Origin of the sequence: Paenibacillus sp. FSL H8-0122 (assembly GCF_038005345.1) — a bacterium.
GTDB lineage: Bacteria > Bacillota > Bacilli > Paenibacillales > Paenibacillaceae > Paenibacillus_AQ.
In genome coordinates, this window is sequence record NZ_JBBOTB010000001.1 from 4129741 (window position 1) to 4152761 (window position 23021).

11 protein-coding genes are annotated in these 23021 nt (G+C 50.9%); 3 read left to right on the forward strand and 8 right to left on the reverse strand.

Going from position 1 to position 23021, the window contains the following annotated elements; translation table 11 throughout:
• Window positions 1–50: 50 nt before the first annotated feature.
• From NSS64_RS17940 to NSS64_RS17950, 3 genes are all read right to left on the reverse strand, one after another.
• Window positions 51–7820 (reverse strand): S-layer homology domain-containing protein, encoded by a 7770-nt coding sequence (locus NSS64_RS17940; RefSeq protein ID WP_341141009.1) that lies wholly within the window; start codon window positions 7818–7820, stop codon window positions 51–53.
• 27 nt (window positions 7821–7847) lie between these two features.
• Entirely contained in the window at window positions 7848–13439 is a 5592-nt protein-coding gene (locus NSS64_RS17945) for a hypothetical protein (RefSeq protein ID WP_341141010.1), read from the reverse strand.
• A gap of 353 nt (window positions 13440–13792) precedes the next feature.
• Window positions 13793–14380, reverse strand: coding sequence for a TetR/AcrR family transcriptional regulator (locus NSS64_RS17950; RefSeq protein ID WP_341141011.1), 588 nt, complete (start codon window positions 14378–14380; stop codon window positions 13793–13795).
• 154 nt (window positions 14381–14534) lie between these two features.
• On the opposite strand from NSS64_RS17950, the gene NSS64_RS17955 reads away from it, so the two are divergent.
• The gene (locus NSS64_RS17955) at window positions 14535–15224 is read left to right on the forward strand and encodes an SDR family NAD(P)-dependent oxidoreductase (RefSeq protein WP_340942075.1); all 690 of its coding nucleotides are present in this window, start codon (window positions 14535–14537) and stop codon (window positions 15222–15224) included.
• A gap of 93 nt (window positions 15225–15317) precedes the next feature.
• On the opposite strand, the gene NSS64_RS17960 is transcribed toward NSS64_RS17955, so the two are convergent.
• Both NSS64_RS17960 and NSS64_RS17965 read right to left on the reverse strand, forming a co-directional pair.
• Window positions 15318–15971 (reverse strand): deoxynucleoside kinase, encoded by a 654-nt coding sequence (locus NSS64_RS17960; RefSeq protein WP_341141012.1) that lies wholly within the window; start codon window positions 15969–15971, stop codon window positions 15318–15320.
• On the reverse strand, window positions 15968–16591 hold the full coding sequence (locus NSS64_RS17965; RefSeq protein ID WP_340942078.1) for a deoxynucleoside kinase: 624 nt from the start codon (window positions 16589–16591) through the stop codon (window positions 15968–15970). The genes NSS64_RS17960 and NSS64_RS17965 overlap by 4 nt, the downstream gene beginning before the upstream one ends.
• Before the next feature lie 192 nt (window positions 16592–16783).
• Here NSS64_RS17965 and NSS64_RS17970 point away from each other — a divergent pair, with 192 nt between their 5' ends.
• A complete protein-coding gene (locus NSS64_RS17970; protein ID WP_341141013.1) occupies window positions 16784–18316 on the forward strand; it encodes a stalk domain-containing protein in 1533 nt (510 codons plus the stop codon).
• Between the two features lie 172 nt (window positions 18317–18488).
• A complete protein-coding gene (locus NSS64_RS17975; protein ID WP_341141014.1) occupies window positions 18489–18623 on the forward strand; it encodes a hypothetical protein in 135 nt (44 codons plus the stop codon).
• 177 nt (window positions 18624–18800) lie between these two features.
• On the opposite strand, the gene nspC is transcribed toward NSS64_RS17975, so the two are convergent.
• The 3 genes from nspC to NSS64_RS17990 all read right to left on the reverse strand — a co-directional run bounded on the left by nspC (window position 18801) and on the right by NSS64_RS17990 (window position 22508).
• Complete coding sequence (nspC, locus tag NSS64_RS17980) at window positions 18801–19937, reverse strand: carboxynorspermidine decarboxylase (RefSeq protein WP_341142838.1); 1137 nt, start codon at window positions 19935–19937, stop codon at window positions 18801–18803.
• Window positions 19938–19963: 26 nt separating this feature from the next.
• Entirely contained in the window at window positions 19964–21163 is a 1200-nt protein-coding gene (locus NSS64_RS17985) for a saccharopine dehydrogenase family protein (protein ID WP_036702452.1), read from the reverse strand.
• A gap of 508 nt (window positions 21164–21671) precedes the next feature.
• Complete coding sequence (locus tag NSS64_RS17990) at window positions 21672–22508, reverse strand: AraC family transcriptional regulator (protein ID WP_341141015.1); 837 nt, start codon at window positions 22506–22508, stop codon at window positions 21672–21674.
• Window positions 22509–23021 lie beyond the last annotated feature (513 nt).

The following is a 23021-nucleotide window of genomic DNA, read 5'->3' on the forward strand; positions in this document are numbered from 1 at the left end:
TTCCCAGCAGAGTGTGCCCGCCCGCTTGCGAGCGAACGGGCACATCCTAGTTATTGCTTGGCTGTAATGAACTGATCCAGACGGATGGCAATGGCTGCCGCCTGCTCACGCGTAAGCGGAGTGGACGGGTTCACCTTGTTGCCTTCTCCGAGAATAATGCCGTTCTTAATGCTCATTGCCACTGCTTGTCTTGCCCATGCCGGAACCTTGCCCTTGTCAGTGAAACCGCTGAGGATCGAAGTGACTTCGGCCTCGCTGAGTTCACTGCCCGGATTCACCTGATTCAGCAATCTTCCGAGCATCGTCATCGCTTCAACTCTTGTCAGCGTATCCTTAGGCGCATACTTGCCGCCTTCAAGACCAGTGATAATACCCAGCTCTGCAGCAATGGAGACGCTGCGGTTATACCAGCTGCTGGCGCTGACATCACTGAAGCCTGCCGAAGCTGCCTGCTTGTTCATCAGACCTGCAACACGCAACAGAATGGTTGGATATTCTGCCCGGGTCACTTTACCTGACGGATCGAACAGTTCCGCAGATTTCCCTAGCACGAACAGCTTGGCAGATGCCGCTGCGATGCCTTCCTTGCCCCAGCCTGAAGGCATATCCTTGAAGGTCTTCAGGTTGCGGATGAAGAAGAGGCTGCCTTCGCCTGTCAGCTGTACATTCACTGCCGTGCCGCTGCTGTCCAGCTTCCACGGTACCGTTGTCCAGTTGCCGTCTTTATCCTTAAGCACCATGGCTGTAATTTCCTTGGCCGCAAGCGGCGCAGGAATGGCAATCTTGGCTGCAAGCGCCGGCGTCCAGCTGCCCTTCGGCAGGTTAACGTTCACCGTTACACCTTGGCCAGCCCCCATCAGGGTGAAGCCTTGCTGATCGGCGATAGCCTTCATAGCCTGCTGATCGGCAGCACTGTTGGCACCAATACCGATAGTAAGTCCGGCAGTTACACCTGCAAGATTCTCAGGAGCAATCACCAGTTGTCCCATTGGAACTTCAATCACAATCTTCTTCTTCGCGCTCAGCTGCTGCTGAACCACACTCTGGTCTACACGGATACTGAATGCTTTGGCATTCGGATCGGCGGAGCTTACTGTGAGGTCACTGCCTGCTACAGCTTCTTTATCCGTAATCCGGACGATAGCTGTAAGTCCATCCCACTCCGCTGTCACGGCCTGGCCGTTGACGGTAATCCGGGCTGCCTGTTCCGGTGCTTGTTCTTCAACAACTCCCGGTACGGCACCACCGCCTCCGCCACCACCGCCGCCTCCGCCTGAACCGCTGCTGGTCCAGACCGATGCAGCTACACTGCCGGAAGCCCTAACCAGCTTGTCCAAGGAGGTACGCTTGGCCAGCACAACAGTGGCGCCCGGATGAGCGGACACGATACCATCGAGCGGAAGCAGACTCCATGAGCTTACATTGTCATCCCTTTTCAGTTCTGCCGGACCCGACGAGAAGACCTTGTAAGCGATCTGCTGTCCAGTCATATCTCCGGCGGAAGTCACTGTAATCTTCGTACGGTTGCTGTCTCCGCCAATTGGAGAAGATACAGCTTGCACAGTACCCAATTCTTTCGTATCTGGAACAGCTACGGTTGCTGCAAGCATGCCCTTAAGCGTTACACCTTCGGACACCTTGTACTCTGCTTCAATCAGACTGGAGCCGGTGGCAAGTGCCGTAACACTGCCATCTGCGAGCAATGACACTGCATCACCTACAGTGACTTCATAAGTCAGATTCTGCAGATCTTTACCAGCAATCGGCTCTTCCTTGAATTTCGGCTTGCCGTTCCCGTCCTTGCCATCCGAAACCTTGAGATAAGCCTGGATTTGGCCTGCCGCACCCGGCGTCAGCGTCTCCGCCCCCTTGAGAACCAGGGCAACCGGTACTTTGAATCCGGCATTCGTAATATCCACAATGGCTGTGTTCTGATTAGTAGCACCGTCAGTTGCGACAATGCTTAGCGCCACTGAAGGCTCCTCAGAATTCACTTCCACCATTCCATTGAAATCTCCCGTCTTCGGATCTACCGTAAGCTCCTTGGAGATGACCTTGTCTTTGTATTTGCCGTCAGACTGCAACTGGCTCACGGTATAAACTGCACTCAGCTTCGTTCCTGTAGTTGTCGTTCCGGCTACACGAACGGCACCCTGTGCAGTACGTTCGCCCGTTACCGGCTCCGTCAGATACAGGACCGGTGCGATTGTATCTACAGTCAGATACAGCATAGTCACTGAGATATCCTTGGTCACCGTATTTCTGGCCCTGAGTTCAATTGCATACGGCCCGTCCGTCTGGAACTGGTCGAGATTCAGTATGCCTTCGCTTCCGCCGCCAGCCTTGTCCGTCAAGGCCAATGTAGCGATAGATTTGTCAGCATAGAATGCTTCCACCGTCACATTGGACTGTTTGGAAGAGAGCGTCAGCTTCTGCTTCGTTTCATTCGTTAACAGGTTCACGTAGTTCCCGGAGGAGGCATCTACTGTCCCCGATGAACTCAATACCTTCAGATCCGGCAGATTCGGAGTTGGCAGCAAGGTGCTGCTGCTGTCCCGCCGCTCGGCATAATGATAGTTCTGATGCTTGTCGGCATCCTCGGTTGGAACCGTTGCGGAAGTGACGCCGATGACGTAATTCTTCTTCACTTCCAGGCCGACATATTTCACCTTGCTCAGATCAATCACTGAGCCTTCAAGGCTGCCCTTATAGACTTCATCTGTTGTAGATACAGCCTTCCAGCCGCCAATCAACAGACCTTCGTATTTGCCTGTGGAGGCATTCCAGTAAGGCTTAAGCTCCTGTTCGGTATACAAAAGCTCTCCAAACGGAGCATATTCACCCAGTTTGCTTCCATCATCCAGCTTCGCATCGACCACATAGCTGTGCTCGTAGCCGCTGTGTCCCGGTTTCTTCGCTCCCGGCTTGAAGGAGAGTGAGAACAATCCGTTGCCGGCAGGCTCAACAATGACATCACTGACACTCTGTGGTGCCAGCGGATCAATGATCTCAAAGCGCTGCGGCGATGTCTTCGTCCCGAAGTTCGAGCTGGATTTCAGCTCGGCCCGCAGGTAATAGTTGCCCTGCCTGAGCAGCCCGCGGATATCTTCCGGGTTCCCCATCAAGGTTACATTGGTGACATCGATCACTTTGCTGCCGCTCGTGATTCCGCCGCTGACCGAGCCGCCTGCTGCGACCGGTACATCCTTGGCGATCAGCATACCAGGATCACCCGTCTGCAGAATCTCTTGACCATTCAGCATTTCCTTGCGGTTTGTCACCGCATCCTCTGCCAGATACAGGTTCACTGTATCGCCTTCGGCTGCGTTGGCGACTTTCCAGGAGGCTGTGAACTTATTCGCATTCGAGCTGTCCTTCGCCAGGTTGACTTCACCCAGAGTAGGCAGGGTAGGAACGTTGAGCAGCTTGGTGTCAACAGCCGAGACGGCTGTCAGCTTCCAAGTGCCGCCTTTTGTGGCTTCATTCTCAGGAATAATGATATATGCTCTGCGAATGTCCACTTCACTGCTGAGTTTGGACCCATTATCTGTTTTATAGCTTGCAGGAATATATTGTGTAAAAGCATTTGCCATAGGATCAGTGTTCGTGTTATCGAATTTCACCGGATACAATTTGCCTGATGCATCCTGCAGCTTGAATTCCGGCATTTCCTTGCTGCTGTACTCCATCTCAATGATGGCATTGCCGGCTACGCCGTCCATCGGAATCTCATGGATTCTGCCGCCGTTCTTGACCGTAATGCCGCCTACGCCGACATTGATCGAGCCGTTCTCGACATATTTAACGCCTTCTTCTACCTCACGGTAGATAATCTCCTGATTCTCTTCCTCGGAAGCCACCTTGGATGTGGCCAGCGTCTGCACGCCTGCCCCAATCACCATCAGACGCGGTCCAAGCTCAGGATCATCCACCACCAGATGGATCATACCTTCCGGCAGCTGATCTGTAGAAGTACCGAATTCAATGCCTCCACTCCAGTAGTAGGTAATGCCTAAGGAGATGAGCAGAATGCCGATGCTACCCCAGACCTTGTCATTGTTGACCCCAAGGAACATACTGGACAGCGGCATGCCGCCGACAACCGGTACATCGTTCGGAATCTGCACCTTGGAGCTGATATAACCTTCAAAATCCGTGCGGTTCTTCTCCAGATTCTGTCCGACGAAGATACCAGCCTTCCCGATGATGATATCCCATCCGCCGATATCCATCTCTGCTTCCACGCGCACGAACCATGGGGTTACCCACTGCGCTTCGAGCAGCGCTTTGGTCAGCATTGGAAGCCGGTCATCTTTCTCCGCATCGGCTTTGGCGGCGAAATCCAGCCTACCTTCCACCTTAAGGCCGGTACGCTTCACCGTCAGGTCCACATCGCCGAAGAAATACGCCGGAGCAATCCCGAACCGCATGCCTACGCCTGCTTGAATCGTCAACGGGAACGGGTCTTCTGCCGTGCCGCCGGCAATCGTATCCGCCAGTTCACGTACAGCTCCCCGTATTGCTGTCAGGTACGTTGCACCCGTCACCAGGATACCCGGCTGCGGAAGCTCTGCCCCGAAGGCAATCACATCCGGAAGAATCCGGCCGTCTTTTACTTTTTTGAGTGAGAATTCAATCTCCACACCCATCATATTCTTCAGCTGTGCGGCGAACTCCAGGCCGTATTCATTGCCTACGCCTCCGCCTTGTACAGCGTGCTTGATCGTAACCTTGCCGCTAGGAGCATCCGGACCTTTTTTCTTATTCGCATCTTTCTTCTTATCCGGTCCGAACAAGCCCATCTCCTGATTGAGATCGAAGCCCAGTGAGGCATCGACGCCATAGAAGCCGGCACTGTTGAAGATGACATTCTTGATCTCGGAGTTAATGATCTTCAGGGACAGCGAGCCTCCGAAGGAAATCCCATTCTCTCTAAGAATGAAGTCATTGAAGGAGAAGCCAAAGCCGTCGATCGAGAAGCTTGGTGCCCCGAACAAAGACTGCTTGTTGAAGTACACATCCTCAATCATAATCTGGCGCAGCGGATTCAATCTGTCACCCACACCGCCGATGGCCCATTTCAGGCTGCCGTTCTGACTGTCGTCTTCCGGATTGCCGTCATTGCCTTTCTCGTCCTTCTTATCGTCATCCTTGTCCTTATCCTCTTCCTCTTTTTCCTTCGTCGGATCGAAGTCCTCTTCTCCAAGCGACTTGTTGAAGCCGTTGAAGAAATCGAGCGTCCATTCGCCCTTATGGAAGACGAATCCGCTGCTCGCTACGCTCAGCGTTCCTTCACCCTTGACAAACAGGGTATCCAGGAAGGGCAGATCGCCAGGCAGGGTGTTGCCGAAGATATCCAGCTTGCCGCGTACAAAAGACAGGTCCTTACCTTTATAAGCTACAGCATCATTAATAATGGCCGGTTCTGTCTTGGTATCCACGATGACCTGCTCTTCATCACCTGTACCCACCTGCTTGATCATGCCGCGGACGGTAACCAGAATCTCACGGTCGAATTCCGGGTCCTTGGCTTCCGCTTCTTCCTTGAATTCCTCAAAGTCCTCTTCCGTTGCAAACAGCTTGTAAGCATACATTGGAGTCTCTTTCAGCGCTTCATCATCCATGAATTCGCTGATATCGAACTTCGGATCAACCGCTTTGCTCGCTGCGCCGAATAAGGCTTTGGTTTTCTTATATTCGGTAACAGCCTTGTACAGGAACGAACCATCCTTGAAAGGCTTGCCCGGGAACAGAGAGTTCAGCTGATCCACCAGCTCATCCTTTACCGAAGCACCGTTCGCAAGGCCGCTGATATCTACAGCTTCCTTATAGACTGCCATCACTCCGGCCTCACGGATTCGTGTGTCGTTATTATCGGTGACCAGGAAGGATTGCGGAGTCGTCATATCATATAGAGCCGCTACTTCCTCGTCCCCTCCGGCGTCGCCTTTGTAATCAATCTCCACCTGATATTCACCAAGCGGCAATTCCGGTCCAAGCCCGGCTTCCAGCACATTGCCGCCTGAATCCACCTGGTCACCACCGCGGTACGTAATCCGCATGGCGCCGGAGAATCCGTCATCCGTCGGCTGCATCACCACTGCATCCTGGACATTGACTTTATACCGGTTACCGTCTGCTTTATTCTTGAGGTACAGGTCAAAGTTCGGAGCGGTCGTTGCATTGCCCGTATTGTAAGCTTCAATATTCGACAGATTGACCGTCAGATATTTCACATCTGTGCTATACAGCTCTGCCGGAGCGAGTGCATAGGAATACGTAGCTGTTGCTTCTCCTACCGGGGGCAGGAGAATGAAGTTGGTACGGGTCGATTCATACTGGGCTTTGATGCCCTCATCCTTGACGCCTTCGATTTTGCCTTGTGTTTCCGGGCTTCTCGCGGAAATCATATACTCCCGGGTAACCGGCCAAGGTCTGCCTTTGGCCTGAACGCGGAAGGTCGCGGTAATTGCGTCACCCGGCTTGTACTTCGGCTCAATGCCCATGGCTGCTTCGTCGGGTGTGGCTGACTTTTTGAACTCCAGCATTTTGCTGCGGGAATTCTCCAGGACCGGATTGCCATTGGCATCCTTAACATCCTGGCCCAACTCATCCTGCCTGACGAAGCTGAGACCACTCTCCAGCGTCATCTCCACTTCAATCTTGGAGTGCTCCATATTGTAGGCCTGCAAGTTTTCTACTTCGGCTGTAATCGTGAAGACACCATTATCCACATACTTCGACGGAACGGTCTCCCCCGTTCCCAGCGAAGCTGTCGCCAGCTGCTGAACCTGATCTACATAACGGATCGAGAACACTTTATCCGGGGCTGTCAGTTCACCCAGGCCATATACGGTCTCGAAGCTCTGGAAGCCTCCCGGTGCCAGCTTCTCCGGATTCCAGTAGAAGGCAACGGCGGAATCCGCCGTACCGAAATCATTGGTATCTCTGGTGAAGTCCAGATTCGGATTAATTTTATAATCCCACTTCGTATTCGCCAGGCCGTTCCAGTGCCCGACGATCATTTCATCCACAATATTAATATTCTGTTCGGCAAAGTTATTGAAACCGTAGGCCACCACATTGGTTGCCTGAGGATTCGTCAGATCCAGCTTGTCGCGCATCACCCAATAAGCAGGAATCTTGAAGTAAGCTCTATCTTCGAAGGGAATCCCCTTATCGTCCTCCGGATTATGCACCAGCTTCCGCTCTACCTGCAGCGGTGACTTGTAGGCTGTGCCAATCTGGAACTGCGGCCCGTCGTTACCGCCGACCATCGTATCCAGCAGAATCCGGCTGCCGATCTGCACCTGCGCCCCGCTCTTGTTGTTCACTTCATAGCGGATGTTGACGTTACCGGAATTCACAGCATCCTTGCTGTCGGTGTAGAGCATCAGAATCTGCTTGATCTCTACGCCCTTAATCTTCCAGATCATCTCCAGCTGCTTGGTGCCATTTGAATTTCCTACCACTTTAGGTGCAGTAGTCTCAGAATAATGGCTGCTGTCGAACTTGTATTTATTGCCGTAAATATAATCCGTTCCATCGATCCGGAACGTCGTGAACGACGTCTCCGGGTCATCACCCTGGAACAGCAGGTTAACATTATTATCTTTCTTGCGGATCGGTTGACCCTCTACAGTGCGAATGCCGTAGCGGCCCGTCTCGTTATCCACGGTGACCTTAATAAAGTCATTCTGGATCATGGTTGTCTTGGTACTGCTGGCCGCCTCGACGAGAGCATGGAAGCTCTCGGAGGTGGACAGAAATACCATGATTAAGGTGAGCATTACCGCTACTGTGCGTTTCAACAACTTCACCAAGTATTCCCCCTGTTCTTGTTTCAACTATTTCAGATTGCCGACAAAGAAAGTAGCAAATTCGCGGTCCCGCTCCTGGGTTCTCACCACAATGGTGTACCAGCCTGTTTTCGGGAAGGTGACCTTGAAATTGCTGCTCACCAGCTCAGCATAGGTCAGCTTCTGCTTCACCAGCTTCAGCTGTCCTTCGCGGTACAGACCAGGGTAATACAGAATATCGAACGTTCCTGCCTGATTGACCTTGTCTACTCCGCCTACCTTCATCAGGTTGAAGCCGGATACCTTGAAGGTAATGGTGTTGGTATTGAACAATGCGGATTCGCCGGATGAAGCCGAGATTAAGGTATCGTTACCGAAGACCAGCAATCCGCCGTCCTTCACGACCACCACATCCTGATAGACCACCGACTTATTGCCTACCTGATCAACTGCAGTGTACGCTACGCGCTGGCGTCCAAGCTTGCTCAGATCCAGCCCGCTGACCGATACTTTCACGTTAGCCTCAGCCGATACATTATCAGATACGGTGAACCCGCCGAGATCCGTACGGAAGCTAAAGTCTTTCTTGTTCTGAACAATTCCTACGGTTTCCTTGTTCAGTGTCAGCTCAGGCGCTATGTTATCAAGTCCGGCTATGGTCACCGGAACCTTGTTCACATTGCCCAGCAGATCCGAGATCGCAATAACCGCTGATCCGCTGCTCTCAAAAGCACGCGAGTAGCTGTACGTTCCATCCGCTTTACTGATCTGGTTCGTATACGCGGCTCCATCTGAAATAGGTCTTACGCCTGAGAACATTTGGTTAGGGGCAGCTACTGTGCCACTAAGCGTGACCTTCACTTTGCCCTTGGCATATTTCTGTCCGCCGATGGTAACAATCTGATCGGCCGGAACCGCTTTGCCTTCGGCATCTACAAAGGTATAGGCCACTTTGTCCGGTACCGGCGGCGCAGAGAGAATATTGGTTACTTTCTCTTTGATAACTGTCGTATTGCCGTACACATCCACCACAGTAAATGAAGCCGTTCCATTCTCCATGAGTGTAATGCTCTTGTCGGGACTGATGACATTGAATGCCTTAGCCGATGCATCTGCCTTCTCTACGTTAAGTGTTACACCTGTGGAGAACAGCACATTGCCGCTATTATCCTTCAGGGTGCCGAAGGTCTGGCTTCCATTCTCGCCATATTGGTAGGAACGGACAACTTTCACCCTAGGCACTTCCTTGTTAATGTTCGCAACCGTTGCTTCAACCTTATTGACATTTCCGGCAGCATCCTTAATTTCGAATTCGAACTTGCCGTTCTCCGTGAAGGTGTAGGCTGTCTTGCCGCCATTGTTCACAACCGTCACCGGCTCAGAGGTGCTCTGAAGAAGGGCAACCACATTACCGTTCGTACTCTCCATGTATGAATATTCAACGGTTCCTTCAGGAGCAGTACCGTCAATATTCTTCACGACCAGATATAGAGTATCTGTCCGGTCCGGATCACTGAGATCAGTCAGATCGAAGCTGTAGTAACCATTCTCGTAGATCTTGAATGAATTGCCGGTCCGCACAGGCACCGAAGGGTTAATCTTCGAAGGCGTTACACGGATACCCGGCGGGAGCGTAATCTCAATATCCGCACCAACCTTGGCATTAACCGGGCTGTTCACGCTGAGTGAAGCAAGCGCATAGACCGGCTGTACGGTAGTAAGAGGAAGCTTGATTTCAAGCTGGGCCGGCTTGCTGATCAGACCGCCCGGCGTTCTGTACTTGACCCACACCTGAAGCTCCTCAGCCTTACTCGTCGGAACCTTCACGGCTACGAAGTTCGTATAAGGCTTCCAGTTCAGCCAGCTCACCCCGTTATCCGGTGAGACTGAATATTCGTAACCGGTCTTGTCTTCCGTTTCGAGACTCAGCTTCATAATGGCTGTGTAGCCGTCCGCTGCATCACCGGACAGATAGATCAGAGAAGACTTGGCATCCGACACCGGCGCATCCGGCTTGGTCGTTGCCGAGACCTTGAAGGTTCCTGCACTTGCCTTGATCGTGCTGTTGCCAGCTCCATCAACCGCGAGTACATATAAGCGGAACTCAGAGATTTCTCCTGCATCCAGCGATTTGTCGTCGATGGATACTGAGCCGCCTGCCGGAACATCTTCCCATTTGGTAGAAGACTCTGTAGGTACTTTTGCACCTGCATCTTGTCTGACCCATTGATACTTGCTGACCAGTCCTGTTTTGCTGTAGAATTCCGACACGCTGATCTTCGTCTTCTGCAGCGGCAGCGGGTAAGCAACACTATCAGGGCTGAAATATACTACCGGTGCTTCATTGTCAAAATAATAAGCCTTCGAGTAGTAGTACGTTTTGTCGCTGTGCTTCACCATAAGATGAATGTATTGCGTGCCGTTCAATTTTAATTTATCAGCAGGAATGACATAGCTGTAAGTGGCTTCACTTACTGAAGCGCCAAGACCCTTGGCTGCCAGCTTGGCATCGGGGCTGGCTTCCGGTGCCGCCGACGGTTCAGATGCTTCTGGCGAAACCGCAGGTGTCACTGCCGGTTCAGTTGCTTCGGCCGAAGCAGCAGGAGTCGTTACCGGCTCAGCACTGTTATCCGGTGCCGGAGTCTCTTCCGGTTCAAGCGGGGTCAGCGTAGGCGCTGACGGCACTGAGGACAAGAACTTCATCATAATGGCAACCGGCCCGATGCTTGCTGTAACTTCCGGTTCTGCCGGAGCACTCGGCTCTGTAGGGGCACCAGGCTCTGCCGGTTCCGTTCCGTCTTGAATCAAGCTTTTCTCAGACAGTGGAGATATGCCGGATGACTCGGAAACCTCCAGTCCGGTGAAATCACTATCCTTTGGACGAAGCGAGCTGTCGCTGATGGCATAGCCCGCATAATCGGGATGCACACCGCTGATCCGGAATGTAACATCATGACTTTTCACATAGTTAGGATTGGCTTCTGGTGTGAACTCTGTCGGAATAGCCGCCTCAGAACTTACAACCACCGCTCTTTCCTGCGGTGTCTTGATCGTCTCATTGCCCGCTTTATCCAGTGCCTTCAGATAGAGCCAGTACGAGCCGTCCTCATCAATATCCTCATAGGTAGACCGGGTTACGGTCGAACCGGTGTATGGCGTATCTGCCCACTTCCCGCTGTCCGGGGAATCCCCGTCTTTAACCCATTGATACTGTACACTGCTGACTCCGCTATGCGGGTCTTTCACGAGGGCCTGTACCGTTGCGGTATCCTCGCCTGCCAATGTAATGGCAGGTCCCTGGTTGTCCAGCTTAAGAACGCCAACTTCATGCTTCCAGTTAGAATCGTCCTTCTTGAAATCTTCAAGCGGCCAGACACTCTTATCGCCGTATTGTCCAACGGCGGCCAGAGCCTGATTGTCGGCATAGAAGATCTTATCTGCCTCTTCACCCGGCGCTTCTGCTATCCAAGCATCGTACTGCGCCTGATGGGTTTTCTTGTATACATCTTTCTTCTCATGCTGCATCAATTCTCTGGCTGAATCCCAGGACATATCGGCAGTCCAGGTATGCAGATACCACTCGCCGCTGTTCCCTTCCTCGAAGGCTTCCGCCGGAGGAGCAAGCAGGTTCGTCTTGTTATTCACTACCGACAGCTCTATATTCTCGAATTCTCCGGGATACAGCTCATCCGACGGCTGCTTGGCGGAGAGTGCGTAACGCTTGAGTGCTGCATAATGATCTCCGGCTACACCGGCGAACGGATCAGCCTTATCCTGGCTCCACCAGTAGTACACCAGGCCCACAGAAGGAGAAGCTTCCGCACTCATGTTGGAAGGGCGGTAGATGCCGCGGCTCGGCCGTTCCGTACCACGGTCAGGGACGGTAGGATCAAGATGCGGTACTTTAATGGAAGGATCGTTGGCGTCAATTGTAACCTTGCCTTTTTTGGCATACTCCTGATCAGTAGCGCCGCCAGTCTCGAACCGGTAACCGATCACCGGCTCCGTATTGTCGATGAACAGGTTCGCCCAGTCAATCTTGGAGTTGGCGAGCGAATCATCACTGCCGTAAGGTTTAATTTCCTCTTTATGGATTCCATCGTAGTTCGCAGGCTGAATCATCAGGTTCCCTGCGTAATCCTGGATAACATCGGTATCCATCTGGATGGGCTCACTGCCACCCTTGGCATCATTAGATATAGCTACAGCCTTGAGAAGCGGGGTTTCCACAGTTTTGCCATCAGGCACAGTCATGCGGAAGCTCCAATTCGGTGTATTCCTGCCTATAACATAATAGGCTTTCATGCCGTTATTGAAGAGGATGAAGGTTTTCTTCTCGTCCCAGCCGGTCTTGGCAATCGCCTCTTCCGTCATCTGCAGAGTGAAGTCAATCACATCTCCCTTGTTGAGCGTAACCCCGGTCAGAATCTCCGGCTGAATGCCGTTCGCTGTCTTGGAATACTTCGGACGCACGGCATCGACAATGACGCGGAAGCCGCCCCGGTCGAAGTCAAACGGGTTCCCGCTTTTCCGGTCCAGCCAGGCATTGCTGCCGCTGCTCGGTACGGTGTTGAGATTGACAACCGCTTTATTGCCTGCCGCATCACTGAGCACCGCTTCTTTCAATTTATTATCCAGCGACAGATCCATCTGCGCTCCGCCGGTGGTTCCTCCGGTAATTAACGGTCTCAGCGGATTATTGCCGCTGTTGTGGAAAGGAACTCCCGTATATCTGTAGGCAATTTTTTTCTGATAGGAATCCAGATTATTCTCATTGAACGATATATTCTGCAGGTACTGCTGCTGTCCGGCTGCCGGAAGTCCAGTGCCCGGATCATTAACGAATAGCTTGTGCCGCAGGAAGTAATCAGAATTTGCCTTCACTACCGAAGTCGGTCTGACCGGCTCACTGAAGTTGTAGCTGAGCGTGATGTTCTCGTCCCTTTTGACATACAGCTCTTTCTGATTAATCTTCTCGTTGAGCCGCTCTGCACCATTGCCGGTGAAGGTATAGTTATCGATGACCGGACGCTTGAGATCCTGGAACTTGAGGTAGAATCCGCGTACACCGGCTGCTTCACCGTCGTCATCGCCTTGGCCATACACCATTATATTAATAATAGAGTCAGGTTTGATGATAGCCTTAGCTGACTTATTGTATTTCTGACTGCTGCCGGTTTTTTCACTGATTATGTCTCTTCCATCAATACTCACTTGAATTTCCGAACGCCGCGTCCAGAAGACCCCGGAGTGACGTCGCAGCACAGAGAAGCCTGTAAGCATCTCGGCATGTCCGCTCTCCGCCATATTCTTCAGAAGTGGATTATCGGCTACCTTCACCTGAAAACGAACCGTAGCCTCATTATCATCGACACCGGCAAAGATATCTCCCTTAGCCCAGTCGTACTTGGCATCTTTATCTTCCTCTGTCTGCTTAAAGCCTTGCACCTTGGTATAAAAGTTAAGAAACGTATTGTCCGCAGGGTAGCTTAGATTTCCGACATGTTGTCCGTTTGGAAACGTGACCTCAAAATCATCACCCGCAGCCTCTGCCAGTCCACTAAAGGAACTGGGTATTAACGATAACAACATACTAAGAATCAAGCTTAGCGAGGTATATCTCTTCAATCTCCTGCTCATTAACAATTGGTGCTCCCCCTTATTCGTTCATCATTTCCTGTCCGGCGTGCAGCAAGCTTCGCTGTAGTCTAAGATTCACTCCCTATGGCTCCGCATTCTCCTTTCGCCCTGCCCTCCCGTGGACAAAAAATACTAGTTATAAACTACCTATTTTTTCATATCTGCGTTTATTCTATCAGGCAGCTCTAAACAAACTCTTAACAAATCTCGACAAAATCTGCGTCAAACGCCCCAAAATAGGGTTAATACACTCGGAAAACGAAAAAAGTCCTGAATTTTTAAGAGAAAATGTCTGAAAAGCAAAATAAACCGCACTGAGAACGGCTCAGTTGCGGTTTATTGGTGTTGTTTTGCTACCTAGTATTCTTCAACAAGTCAACCATGTTGTGATAATGAATTTCACTCAGATGCTCGATAAAGCCATCCATCTTATAATTCTCTCGTTCAACAATCCATAGACAAATCACACCTACCAATCCCGATATCATGTACTCGAGACCAATTTTCATTTTTTCATCGTGGTGATAATCGCCGATTCCGGCGAAGATGAACGTTTTAAAAGCATCTTTTAAATATATGGAGAAGTTGGGTTGGATGTTTTGAGTCAGCATGGTTTTAAAGAATATCATGTTTGCATCAATATTGTCGAAAATCGTTTTTATCATCGCACCGAACATATCCTTGTCCATCTCATGGATCGAGCTCACCTCCAGGCTCAAGCAAGCATTCAAATTCTGTACGCTCTCCTGAAATAACTTGTCCATGAACTCAGGTTTATCTACATAGTGTAAATAAAATGTGTTTCGGTTTATCATCGCTTCGTCGGCAATGTCTTGTACAGTAATTCGTTCGTAGCCTTTGGTTTGCATTAGTCTCAAGAAGGCTTCCTTAATCGCTTTTCGCGTTTTAAGAATACGCAGATCCACCTTATCCTTACTCAATAATAAGCCACTCCTTCATAAATAATAGTCAAATTTATATAAAATGATGTTTAAATGTCATGTCGCATTATATCAACCATTGAGCATTATAATTGTATATTTTACTATTATAGTTGTCAATTACACTCACGTATTCATAAAAGGAGAATCAGATATGAAAACACTAGCGATCATTGGTGCAGGTAAGGGATTAGGAATGTCTATTGCGAAAAGCTTTGGAAAAAATGACTTCCAAGTGGCATTAGTCGCAAGAAACGCCGCAAAGCTGCAAGAAATGGTGGATGAATTGAAAGCGGAGGGTATTGAAGCCTCTTATTTCATAGCGGATATTTTCAGTAAAGAACAGATTGAACAGGCGATCACCAATATTAAAGAACAGTATGGCCAGATTGATGTGCTGGAATTCAGTCCTACAGCAGGCAACTATCCTCCTACCTCTGTATTGGAGTTAACAGTAGAGAATGTAAGGGACTCATTTGAGGCCTATGTGGTCAGTGCCATCCAAGTTGTCAATGCTGTTCTCCCTGATATGCTCGCTAAGAAAGAGGGTTCCCTACTCTTTACCACAGGATTATCTGCCATGTACCCCGTCCCAATGATGGGGAATATCGGTATTGCTCTTTCAGGACTGCGCAATTATGTAGCTAATCTTCATACTTCATTGGCTGCTCAAGGCATTTTTGTTGGTCACCGTTCTTTAGGCTTGTTGATTAAGGAGTCGGGTACTGGCGCAATCAATGATCCGGATGTGATTGGCGACATGTGGTATCAAGCCTATATGGACAAAACCGTATGGGAGGAAGAATATCCCAAGGGTGTAACCCCCGAAACCATTGTATTTTAACATTCTGTGATGGATTTGGCCTCATTGCAGGAAGGTGGATCAAAAAAGCAGCTCCAGGATCAACCCCTGGTGCTGCTTTTTCACTCTAACTATTTATTTCCCCACAGCAGTCCGGTTAATTACCGCGCTGACCCGGGTCAAAATCTCCGACATGGAAGCCGGGTCCCTCACATCATACTCGTCAATGTTCAGGCGCAGCACCGGGCAGGCGCTGAATTCGTTGATCCACTGGGAATACCGGCCGTGCATATGTTCCCAGTAGGAGACGTCCGTCTGGATCTCCATCTCGCGCCCGCGCTCATTGATCCGGGTCAGGATGGAGGGCAGACTGCCTTCAATATAGATCAGCACATCCGGGTGCGGGAAGTATGGCGTCATCACCATGGCTTCATATAGGCTGGTATAAGTAGCATAATCCGTCGGGGACATGGTGCCTTGGTCGGCGTGCATTTTGGCGAAAATACCGGTGTCCTCATAGATCGAACGGTCCTGCACGAACCCGCCGCCCAGCTCGAACATCTTCTTCTGCTCCTTGAAGCGTTCCGCCAGGAAATAGATCTGCAGATGGAAGCTCCACCGTTCGAAGTCATGATAGAACTTCTCCAGATAAGGATTATGATCCACCTGCTCCAGTGAGGTCTGGAAGCCCAGGCGTTCTGCCAGTGCTGCGGTCAGCGTCGATTTGCCAACGCCTACGGTTCCGGCCACAGTGATAATGGCATTGTTCGGGATATTGTAACTGTTCATTTCATAAGCTCCTTTACTTGTTCCGCGATGGCGGTGAAGTCTTCCGGGTTCTCCACGAAATCCACCTGGTTTCCGTCGATCGTGACGATTACGGTGGACGGTTCGCGGAGGGCCAGTGATGCCATTGCATCGTCGTAATCTTCAATTAACTGCTGGAGGTAGGCAGGGGCAATGATCTCTTCGAACGTACGCGCGCGCTTGGCAATCCGGGCCAGCAGCGTATCCAGATCCGCGCGGATATACAGAATAATGTTCGGCTTGGGGAAATCATCGGTCAGGATATGATAGATCTCCCGGTATTTGTCCCGTTTCGATCCCTTCAGTGTACGTTCCCCGAAGATCAGATTCTTATAGATATGATAATCCGAAATGACCGGCTTCCCTTGATCTATGTACTGGATCGTCGTGTCTTCAAGCTGCTTGAACCGGTTGCAGAGAAAGAACATCTCCAGCTGGAAGCTCCAATCGTCCATATTCTGATAGAACTTGTCCAGAAACGGATTTTCGTCAACAATTTCTTTGATGACCGGAAGCTGTAGTTCGGTGGCGAGCATCGTGGCGAGGGTGGTTTTACCGGCTCCAATCGGGCCTTCCACGGCTATAAAAGGTGCATGTTTCATTAACGCTATTTTCCTCCTCAAGTACGGACAATTCCAAAAAAACAGACTAAATTATTGTACCACAGGAGCGCCGCCAAGAACGGTTAATTTTCAAAGAAACTTTTCAGGGACAAGCAGCGTCTATATTCAAGGTAATATATTCTTTTATTTACCTAATTCAGTAATTTCCTAAAGAGAGTAGAGGATATCTTGATGAAAAAAAGAAATTTGCTAGTGAGCATGGTGATGGGTTTGACGGCGTGTCTGACTGTTGGGACTCCCGAGGCTGCAACAGCAGCAGCTAGTGGCGGTGGCTCCGGCATCGCTTCCTACGGACCCGATTATCTGATCAAGGATGACGGTTCCCTGTGGGTCTGGGGTGAGACGAAGTCTGTACCTACACAGGTACATGGACTAAGTGATGTACAGGCTTCTTTTCCGCTATGGAATGGTGCGCTGGTAACCACCAAGGATGGCTCGGTCTGGAAATGGACTAGCAATGCCCGGACTATGGCCATCGAAGTTACGCCTGTGCCGGAATTGAAGGAAATGAGCAATTTCCAAAGCAGATACCCGCGTCATTTAGCAGTCACCGGAGAGGGTACGGTATATACTTCAGTTACGTCAACTGACGATAATACGACCCCACCGTTTGCGCCTGTTCCGGGCCTGGATCACGTTGCAGCTATCTCTCAATATTACGAGAGCAATAAGCTTAACAATAAGGATAGCGACTGGCAGCGCTATCTGTTCCTGAAGACAGACGGGACGGTCTGGACCAGCATTGACGAACTTGCCACTTTTACACCCGTCGCCAATCTGAAGGATATTGTCCAGCTCGAACAGAATTATGCACTCAGCAAGGATGGCAGCGTCTGGACCTGGCCGGACCAGGATAGTTATTTACCGGAAACCTATAGTGACCCGGCCCAGTTAACTGCAACTCCATTCTCCGGCTTAAAAGATATTCGGGCCCTGTACAACAACGGGCGCAGCCGGCTCGCGATTGACAAGCAATCCCGTCTATGGTTCTGGGGCTCCACGGTCACCGGATATTCGGATGGAACCACATATCAGGATGAACCCGTTCCGGTTGTCTTCTCAGGAATCAGCAAGGTGACCGATGCATACATCGTTGAACAATCTATTGTCGCCCTGACCTCAGACGGCAAGGTCTATGCAGCTTCGATTGCAGCAGAGCTTATGTCGCCGAATGCAAAGTTCACCTTGCTTGCTTCCGATATCCAGTCGATAAAAGGCGGCGGAAGACATGTCATTATGCAGAAGAATGACGGCACTCTCTGGGGCTGGGGCGTGAACAAGAATGCTGAGCTCGGGTACGGTACTTATGAATTCAGCTATAAGCAGCCGGTCCCAATGCAGAAGCCGATCTCTGTTACCCTGAATAGCGAATCCATCGCCTTCACCAATGGTGTCATTACCCGGGGCGGACAGAACTTCATTCCGCTGCGTTCGCTGTTCACCAAGATGGGAGCTACTATCGGTTATTCCATGGACAAAGTAGTAACGATTACCGGTACCGCTGCCGACAAAACTCCGCTAACCATCGTCATCAAGACCGTGAACGGAGCCACCACCGTAAATAATAAAAGCGTCACTCTGGCAACGCCGCCGTTTGTAGTGAATGGCACCGTCTACCTGCCGCTGCGCTTCATCAGCGAACAGCTTGGGGCGAAGGTTGACTGGCTGCCGCAGGAGAGCAGAATTGCGATTAGTATGAAGTAAGAAGGTCTTCCTCCCATAAAAGAGCAAAACGGGCTATCTCACATGATATAGCGTTCTCTTCGACCTCCATTGTTGCACTAAATGCAGGATTATTGGCTGGTTAGGGGACTAATCTAGGCATTGTTGTAGTTTTTGCAGCATTTCCGGTGGATTAGCGGATGAGATCAGCATATTGTTGAATTTTGTGCAGGATTTCGCGCAGACCGGTGGATCAGCGGCGGCATTGTTGCATTTATTGCAGCATTTCCAGCGGCAGGGAAAGCAGCGCGGCACCGGGAAAGTAACGGTGAGCGGTGAGCAGGACTAATTACTGATTAGCGGGGATATAGCGGAGATTCATCAGAAAAATAGCAAATTGGCAATATCGCAGGCTGCCAATCAAGCAAGCTCCCCCTGCCTATCCGCGCACCCAAAAAGCGCCCCAACAGCCAAAGCTGAAGGGGCGCTTCTATTATGCATCTATATATTCATTCGCAGCTATTCGTTAAGACAACCGGCCGCTGAAGTCACTGTATTCGAACTCGCGGATCACCTTAAGGCCTTCTGCTTCATTATAAGAAGCAATGGCCGGGAGGTTAACGCCGTTGAACATGTGGTTCTTCACCATGGAATAATGCGCCATGTCGGTGAAGATCAGCTTATCGCCGTACTTGAGCGGCTCCGGGAAGGAGTAATCCCCGATCACATCCCCTGCCAGGCAGGTCATGCCGCCAAGCCGGTAGGTGTAGGCGAATTCGCCGGGCTCTCCGGCACCGATAATGCCCGGACGGTAAGGCATGGCCAGCACATCCGGCATATGGCATTCGGCCGAAGTATCGAGAATCGCGATATCCATGCCGTTATGCATAGTGTCGAGGACCGTTGCAACCAGATAACCAGTGTTCAGGGCAATCGCTTCGCCCGGCTCCAGGTAGATCTCCACATTGTATGTCTGCTTCATATGCAGAATGCACTTAATCAAGGTATCCAGATCATAGTCAGGACGGGTGATATGATGCCCGCCGCCGAAGTTCAGCCATTTCATGCCGTGCAGATATTGGCCGAACTTCTCCTCTACGACCTTAAGCGTACGCTCCAGCGTATCCGAGTTCTGTTCGCACATCGTATGGAAATGCAGGCCGTCAATGCCGTCCAGCTCGTCCGGCCGGAAGTTCGGCAGGGTTACGCCCATACGGGAGAAGTTGTAGCAAGGATCATAGAGCGGCACTTCAATCTCGGAATACTCCGGATTGACACGAATCCCGCAGCTGATCTGCTTCGGCGCGTTCTGCACGCGCTGCTTGAACCGGCTCCACTGGTCGAACGAGTTGAACACCATATGATCGCTGTAGCGAAGCAGCTCATCGAACTCGCGGTCTACATAAGCTGGTGCATAGACATGCACCTCTTTGCCCATCTCCTCGAAGCCCAGCCGGGCTTCGAACAGGGAGCTGGAGGTTACGCCATGCAGATATTTGCCGACCAGCGGGTACATGGCGTGCATGGAGAAGCCTTTTTGCGCAAGCAGAATCTTGGCTCCGCTCTTCTCCTGCACATAATTCAGGGTCTCCAGGTTCTTCGTCAGCAGCCGTTCATCCACCAGATACGCAGGGGACGGAAGATTGCTGATATCAATATCGATGTCCTTGTTCTTCATGGTCATGCGCCTTAATCCAGCAGCGTCGGCGAGAAATCTTCTTGCCAAGGCAGGCCGTGTTTGTTCAGAGCATCCATGAATGGATCCGGGTCGAACTCTTCGATATTGTGTACACCCGGCTTGTTCCAGATGCCTTTGATAATCATCATTGCCCCGATCATGGCAGGAACGCCGGTAGTGTAGGAAATGGCCTGGGAGCCAACCTCTCTGTAGCACTCTTCGTGATCGCAGACATTGTAGACATAATAGGTTTTGGGCTGGCCGTCTTTGGTGCCCTGAATGATACAGCCGATATTGGTTTTACCTTTGGTTCTTGGTCCCAGGGAAGCCGGGTCAGGCAGAATGGCCTTCAGGAACTGCAAAGGAATAATCTCTTTACCTTCGTAATTAATTGGCTCAATAGAAGTCATGCCGACATTCTCAAGCACCTTCAGGTGAGTCAGATAGTTCTGCGAGAAGGTCATCCAGAAGCGGATCTTCTTCACGCCAGGAATGTTAACTGCCAGGGATTCTAACTCTTCATGGTACAAAAGGTAAATATCCTTCGGGCCGATCTCCGGGAGATCGTATACTTTCTTCTCAGACAGCGGCGCTGTCTCAATCCACTCGCCATTCTCGAAGTAACGTCCGTTCGCAGTAATCTCGCGGATATTAATCTCAGGATTGAAGTTGGTGGCGAAGGGATAACCATGGTCGCCCGCGTTCGCATCTACAATATCAATCGTATGAATCTCGTCAAAATAATGCTTCTGCGCATAAGCCGTGAACACACCGGTTACGCCAGGGTCAAAGCCGCTGCCGAGCAGCGCTGTAATTCCGGCCTTCTCGAATCTTTCCTTGTAAGCCCATTGCCAGGAATATTCGAACTTCGCCGTATCCTGCGGTTCATAGTTCGCTGTATCCACATAGTGCACTCCGGTAGCCAGGCAGGCATCCATGATCGTCAGATCCTGGTAAGGAAGAGCCACATTAATCACGACATCCGGCTGGAAGCTCTTGATCAGCTCAATGACTTCTTCCGTGTTGTCAGCATCCAGCTTGGCCGTAGAAATCTTAGTCAGGCCCCCGTCCAGCTTCTCCTTGAGCGCATCGCACTTCGACACCGTACGGCTGGCAATGCAGATCTCTTCGAATACATCCGGGTTCTGGCAGCATTTATGAACAACAACGCTCGCTACACCGCCAGCGCCAATAATTAACGCTTTTCCCAAAATAATAACCCCCTAATTATGCTTAAGTTATTAGTTATTAGCCTTGCTGCTCTGGAACAGGCTACATCCTATGAAAAATCAACAACGCTGATTATACAGAAACTTTCTTAATAAATCAATAAAATCCGACAAAAACTGTGATCTTCCGTGTAAAATCTGCAGTTTTCTACATTAATACTCTGTAATTCACTTCATTGCACTGAAATCCTTCGTTTTCCTTCGCTTTTAACCTTAACCGAATGGAAAACAGCTTGGGGTCCCGTCCATTTCCAGTGCATCAGGCCAACCGGATAATTATATCACAACAGCGGTGTTGTTCAACTTATTTATTTCAAATTTAAGCAAGATCAGCCAGACAAAAGTGCCAATGAGACACATAATAATAAATTACCCGTTTTTCGCTGCCGTTAACTGATCATTGTAAAGGCCGCCGCCCAGTGTTGACTACTCTGATCCGGTCCATCCTTTTATTATGCGTAACCCGCTCTATCCCATACCTCTGTCGTGCCTAGCCGTTGCGGGATTCGCGGAACCTCATGGCAGACGGCGGCTGTCCGCTGAGCTGCTTGAAGGCTTTGCTGAAATGAAACTCATCGCTGTACCCGCAGGCGGCCGCAATCTCCTTCAGTGTTAGCCTGGTGTACAGCAGCTGCTTCTTCGCATGCTCATAGCGGATTTCACTTAAATACCCTTTGGGACTCTTGTGCAGATATTGCTGAAAAAGACTGCGCACATACGAGGGCGATATCCCGTAGCGCACCGCTAGCTCATGGATCTGCAAGGGTTCACTGTAGCGCCGCTCAAGCTCCTCCATCATCCGTACAAACAGTTCATAGCCCTGTCCACGGTCTGGATGGTCAATGGCCCGGACCTGGAGCAATTCATGCAAAAGCTGATAGAGCAGCGCCTGAGTCTGTAGCTGGCTTCCGGGACTTCCGGGAACCCAGCCGTCAGCAATCCGGCGGAAGAGTTGACCCAACTGTCTGCCCGGCTCCCTTCCGGGCTTCAGGCGGAACGGCAAGGGCAGCGCATGAAGCGGCTCCACCCTGCCCTGATTGTCCGCAGACGGAGACAATGTATACAGCGAGAGCAGGATCATGGTGATCCGCAGCGGCTCCCCGCCTCCGCTGCTCATCTCCATGGACAGGCCCGGCCGCAAATAGAACAGCATGTCCGGCGACACCGTATGCTCCTCTGTGTCTGTCCAGAACACTCCCTCCCCCTCCTGAATCCAGTACAGACTGTGTATATGTCTATTCTGACGGATATCCTTCCAGTGCGGGAAGGTGGTCTTATCATGAATCCAGTGGATATCCATCACCAGATTCTGCGGAATCTCCTCCATGTACAGCTCCTCCGTTTCTCGGCATGCCATTTACCGGAATGAGTTCAATCCGGGCTGGGATATGAAGCGTTTTTGACATGCCAATTCTGTTCATTATACCATGCCACTCCCCTGCATTCATTGCTACACTTAGGACATTACGGCTGAAATGATGAAGGAGAGATACCAGATGACTGAAACCCTGTCCACCCCGGCACAAGCCCTGGATTACATGCCCTGGATTGGCCTGTCCGAACAAGAACGGCTTCAGCAGGACCGCCACCAGCAGCAGCTTGCTGCGGATTATCCCTGCACCTTCGGAGAAGCCTGCTTCGTCTCGCCACAAGCCATCGTGCTGCCGGATCAGCTGGTGCTCGGCGACCGGAGCTACATTGCCGGAGGTGCGATTATCCGCAGCACACGGCTGGTCACGGGCAGCGACTGCTCTATGAACAGCTATAGCATATTGTCAGGCGATATTACCATGGGTAATGGCGTGCGGATCGCTTCCCATGCAAGTCTATACGGCTTCAA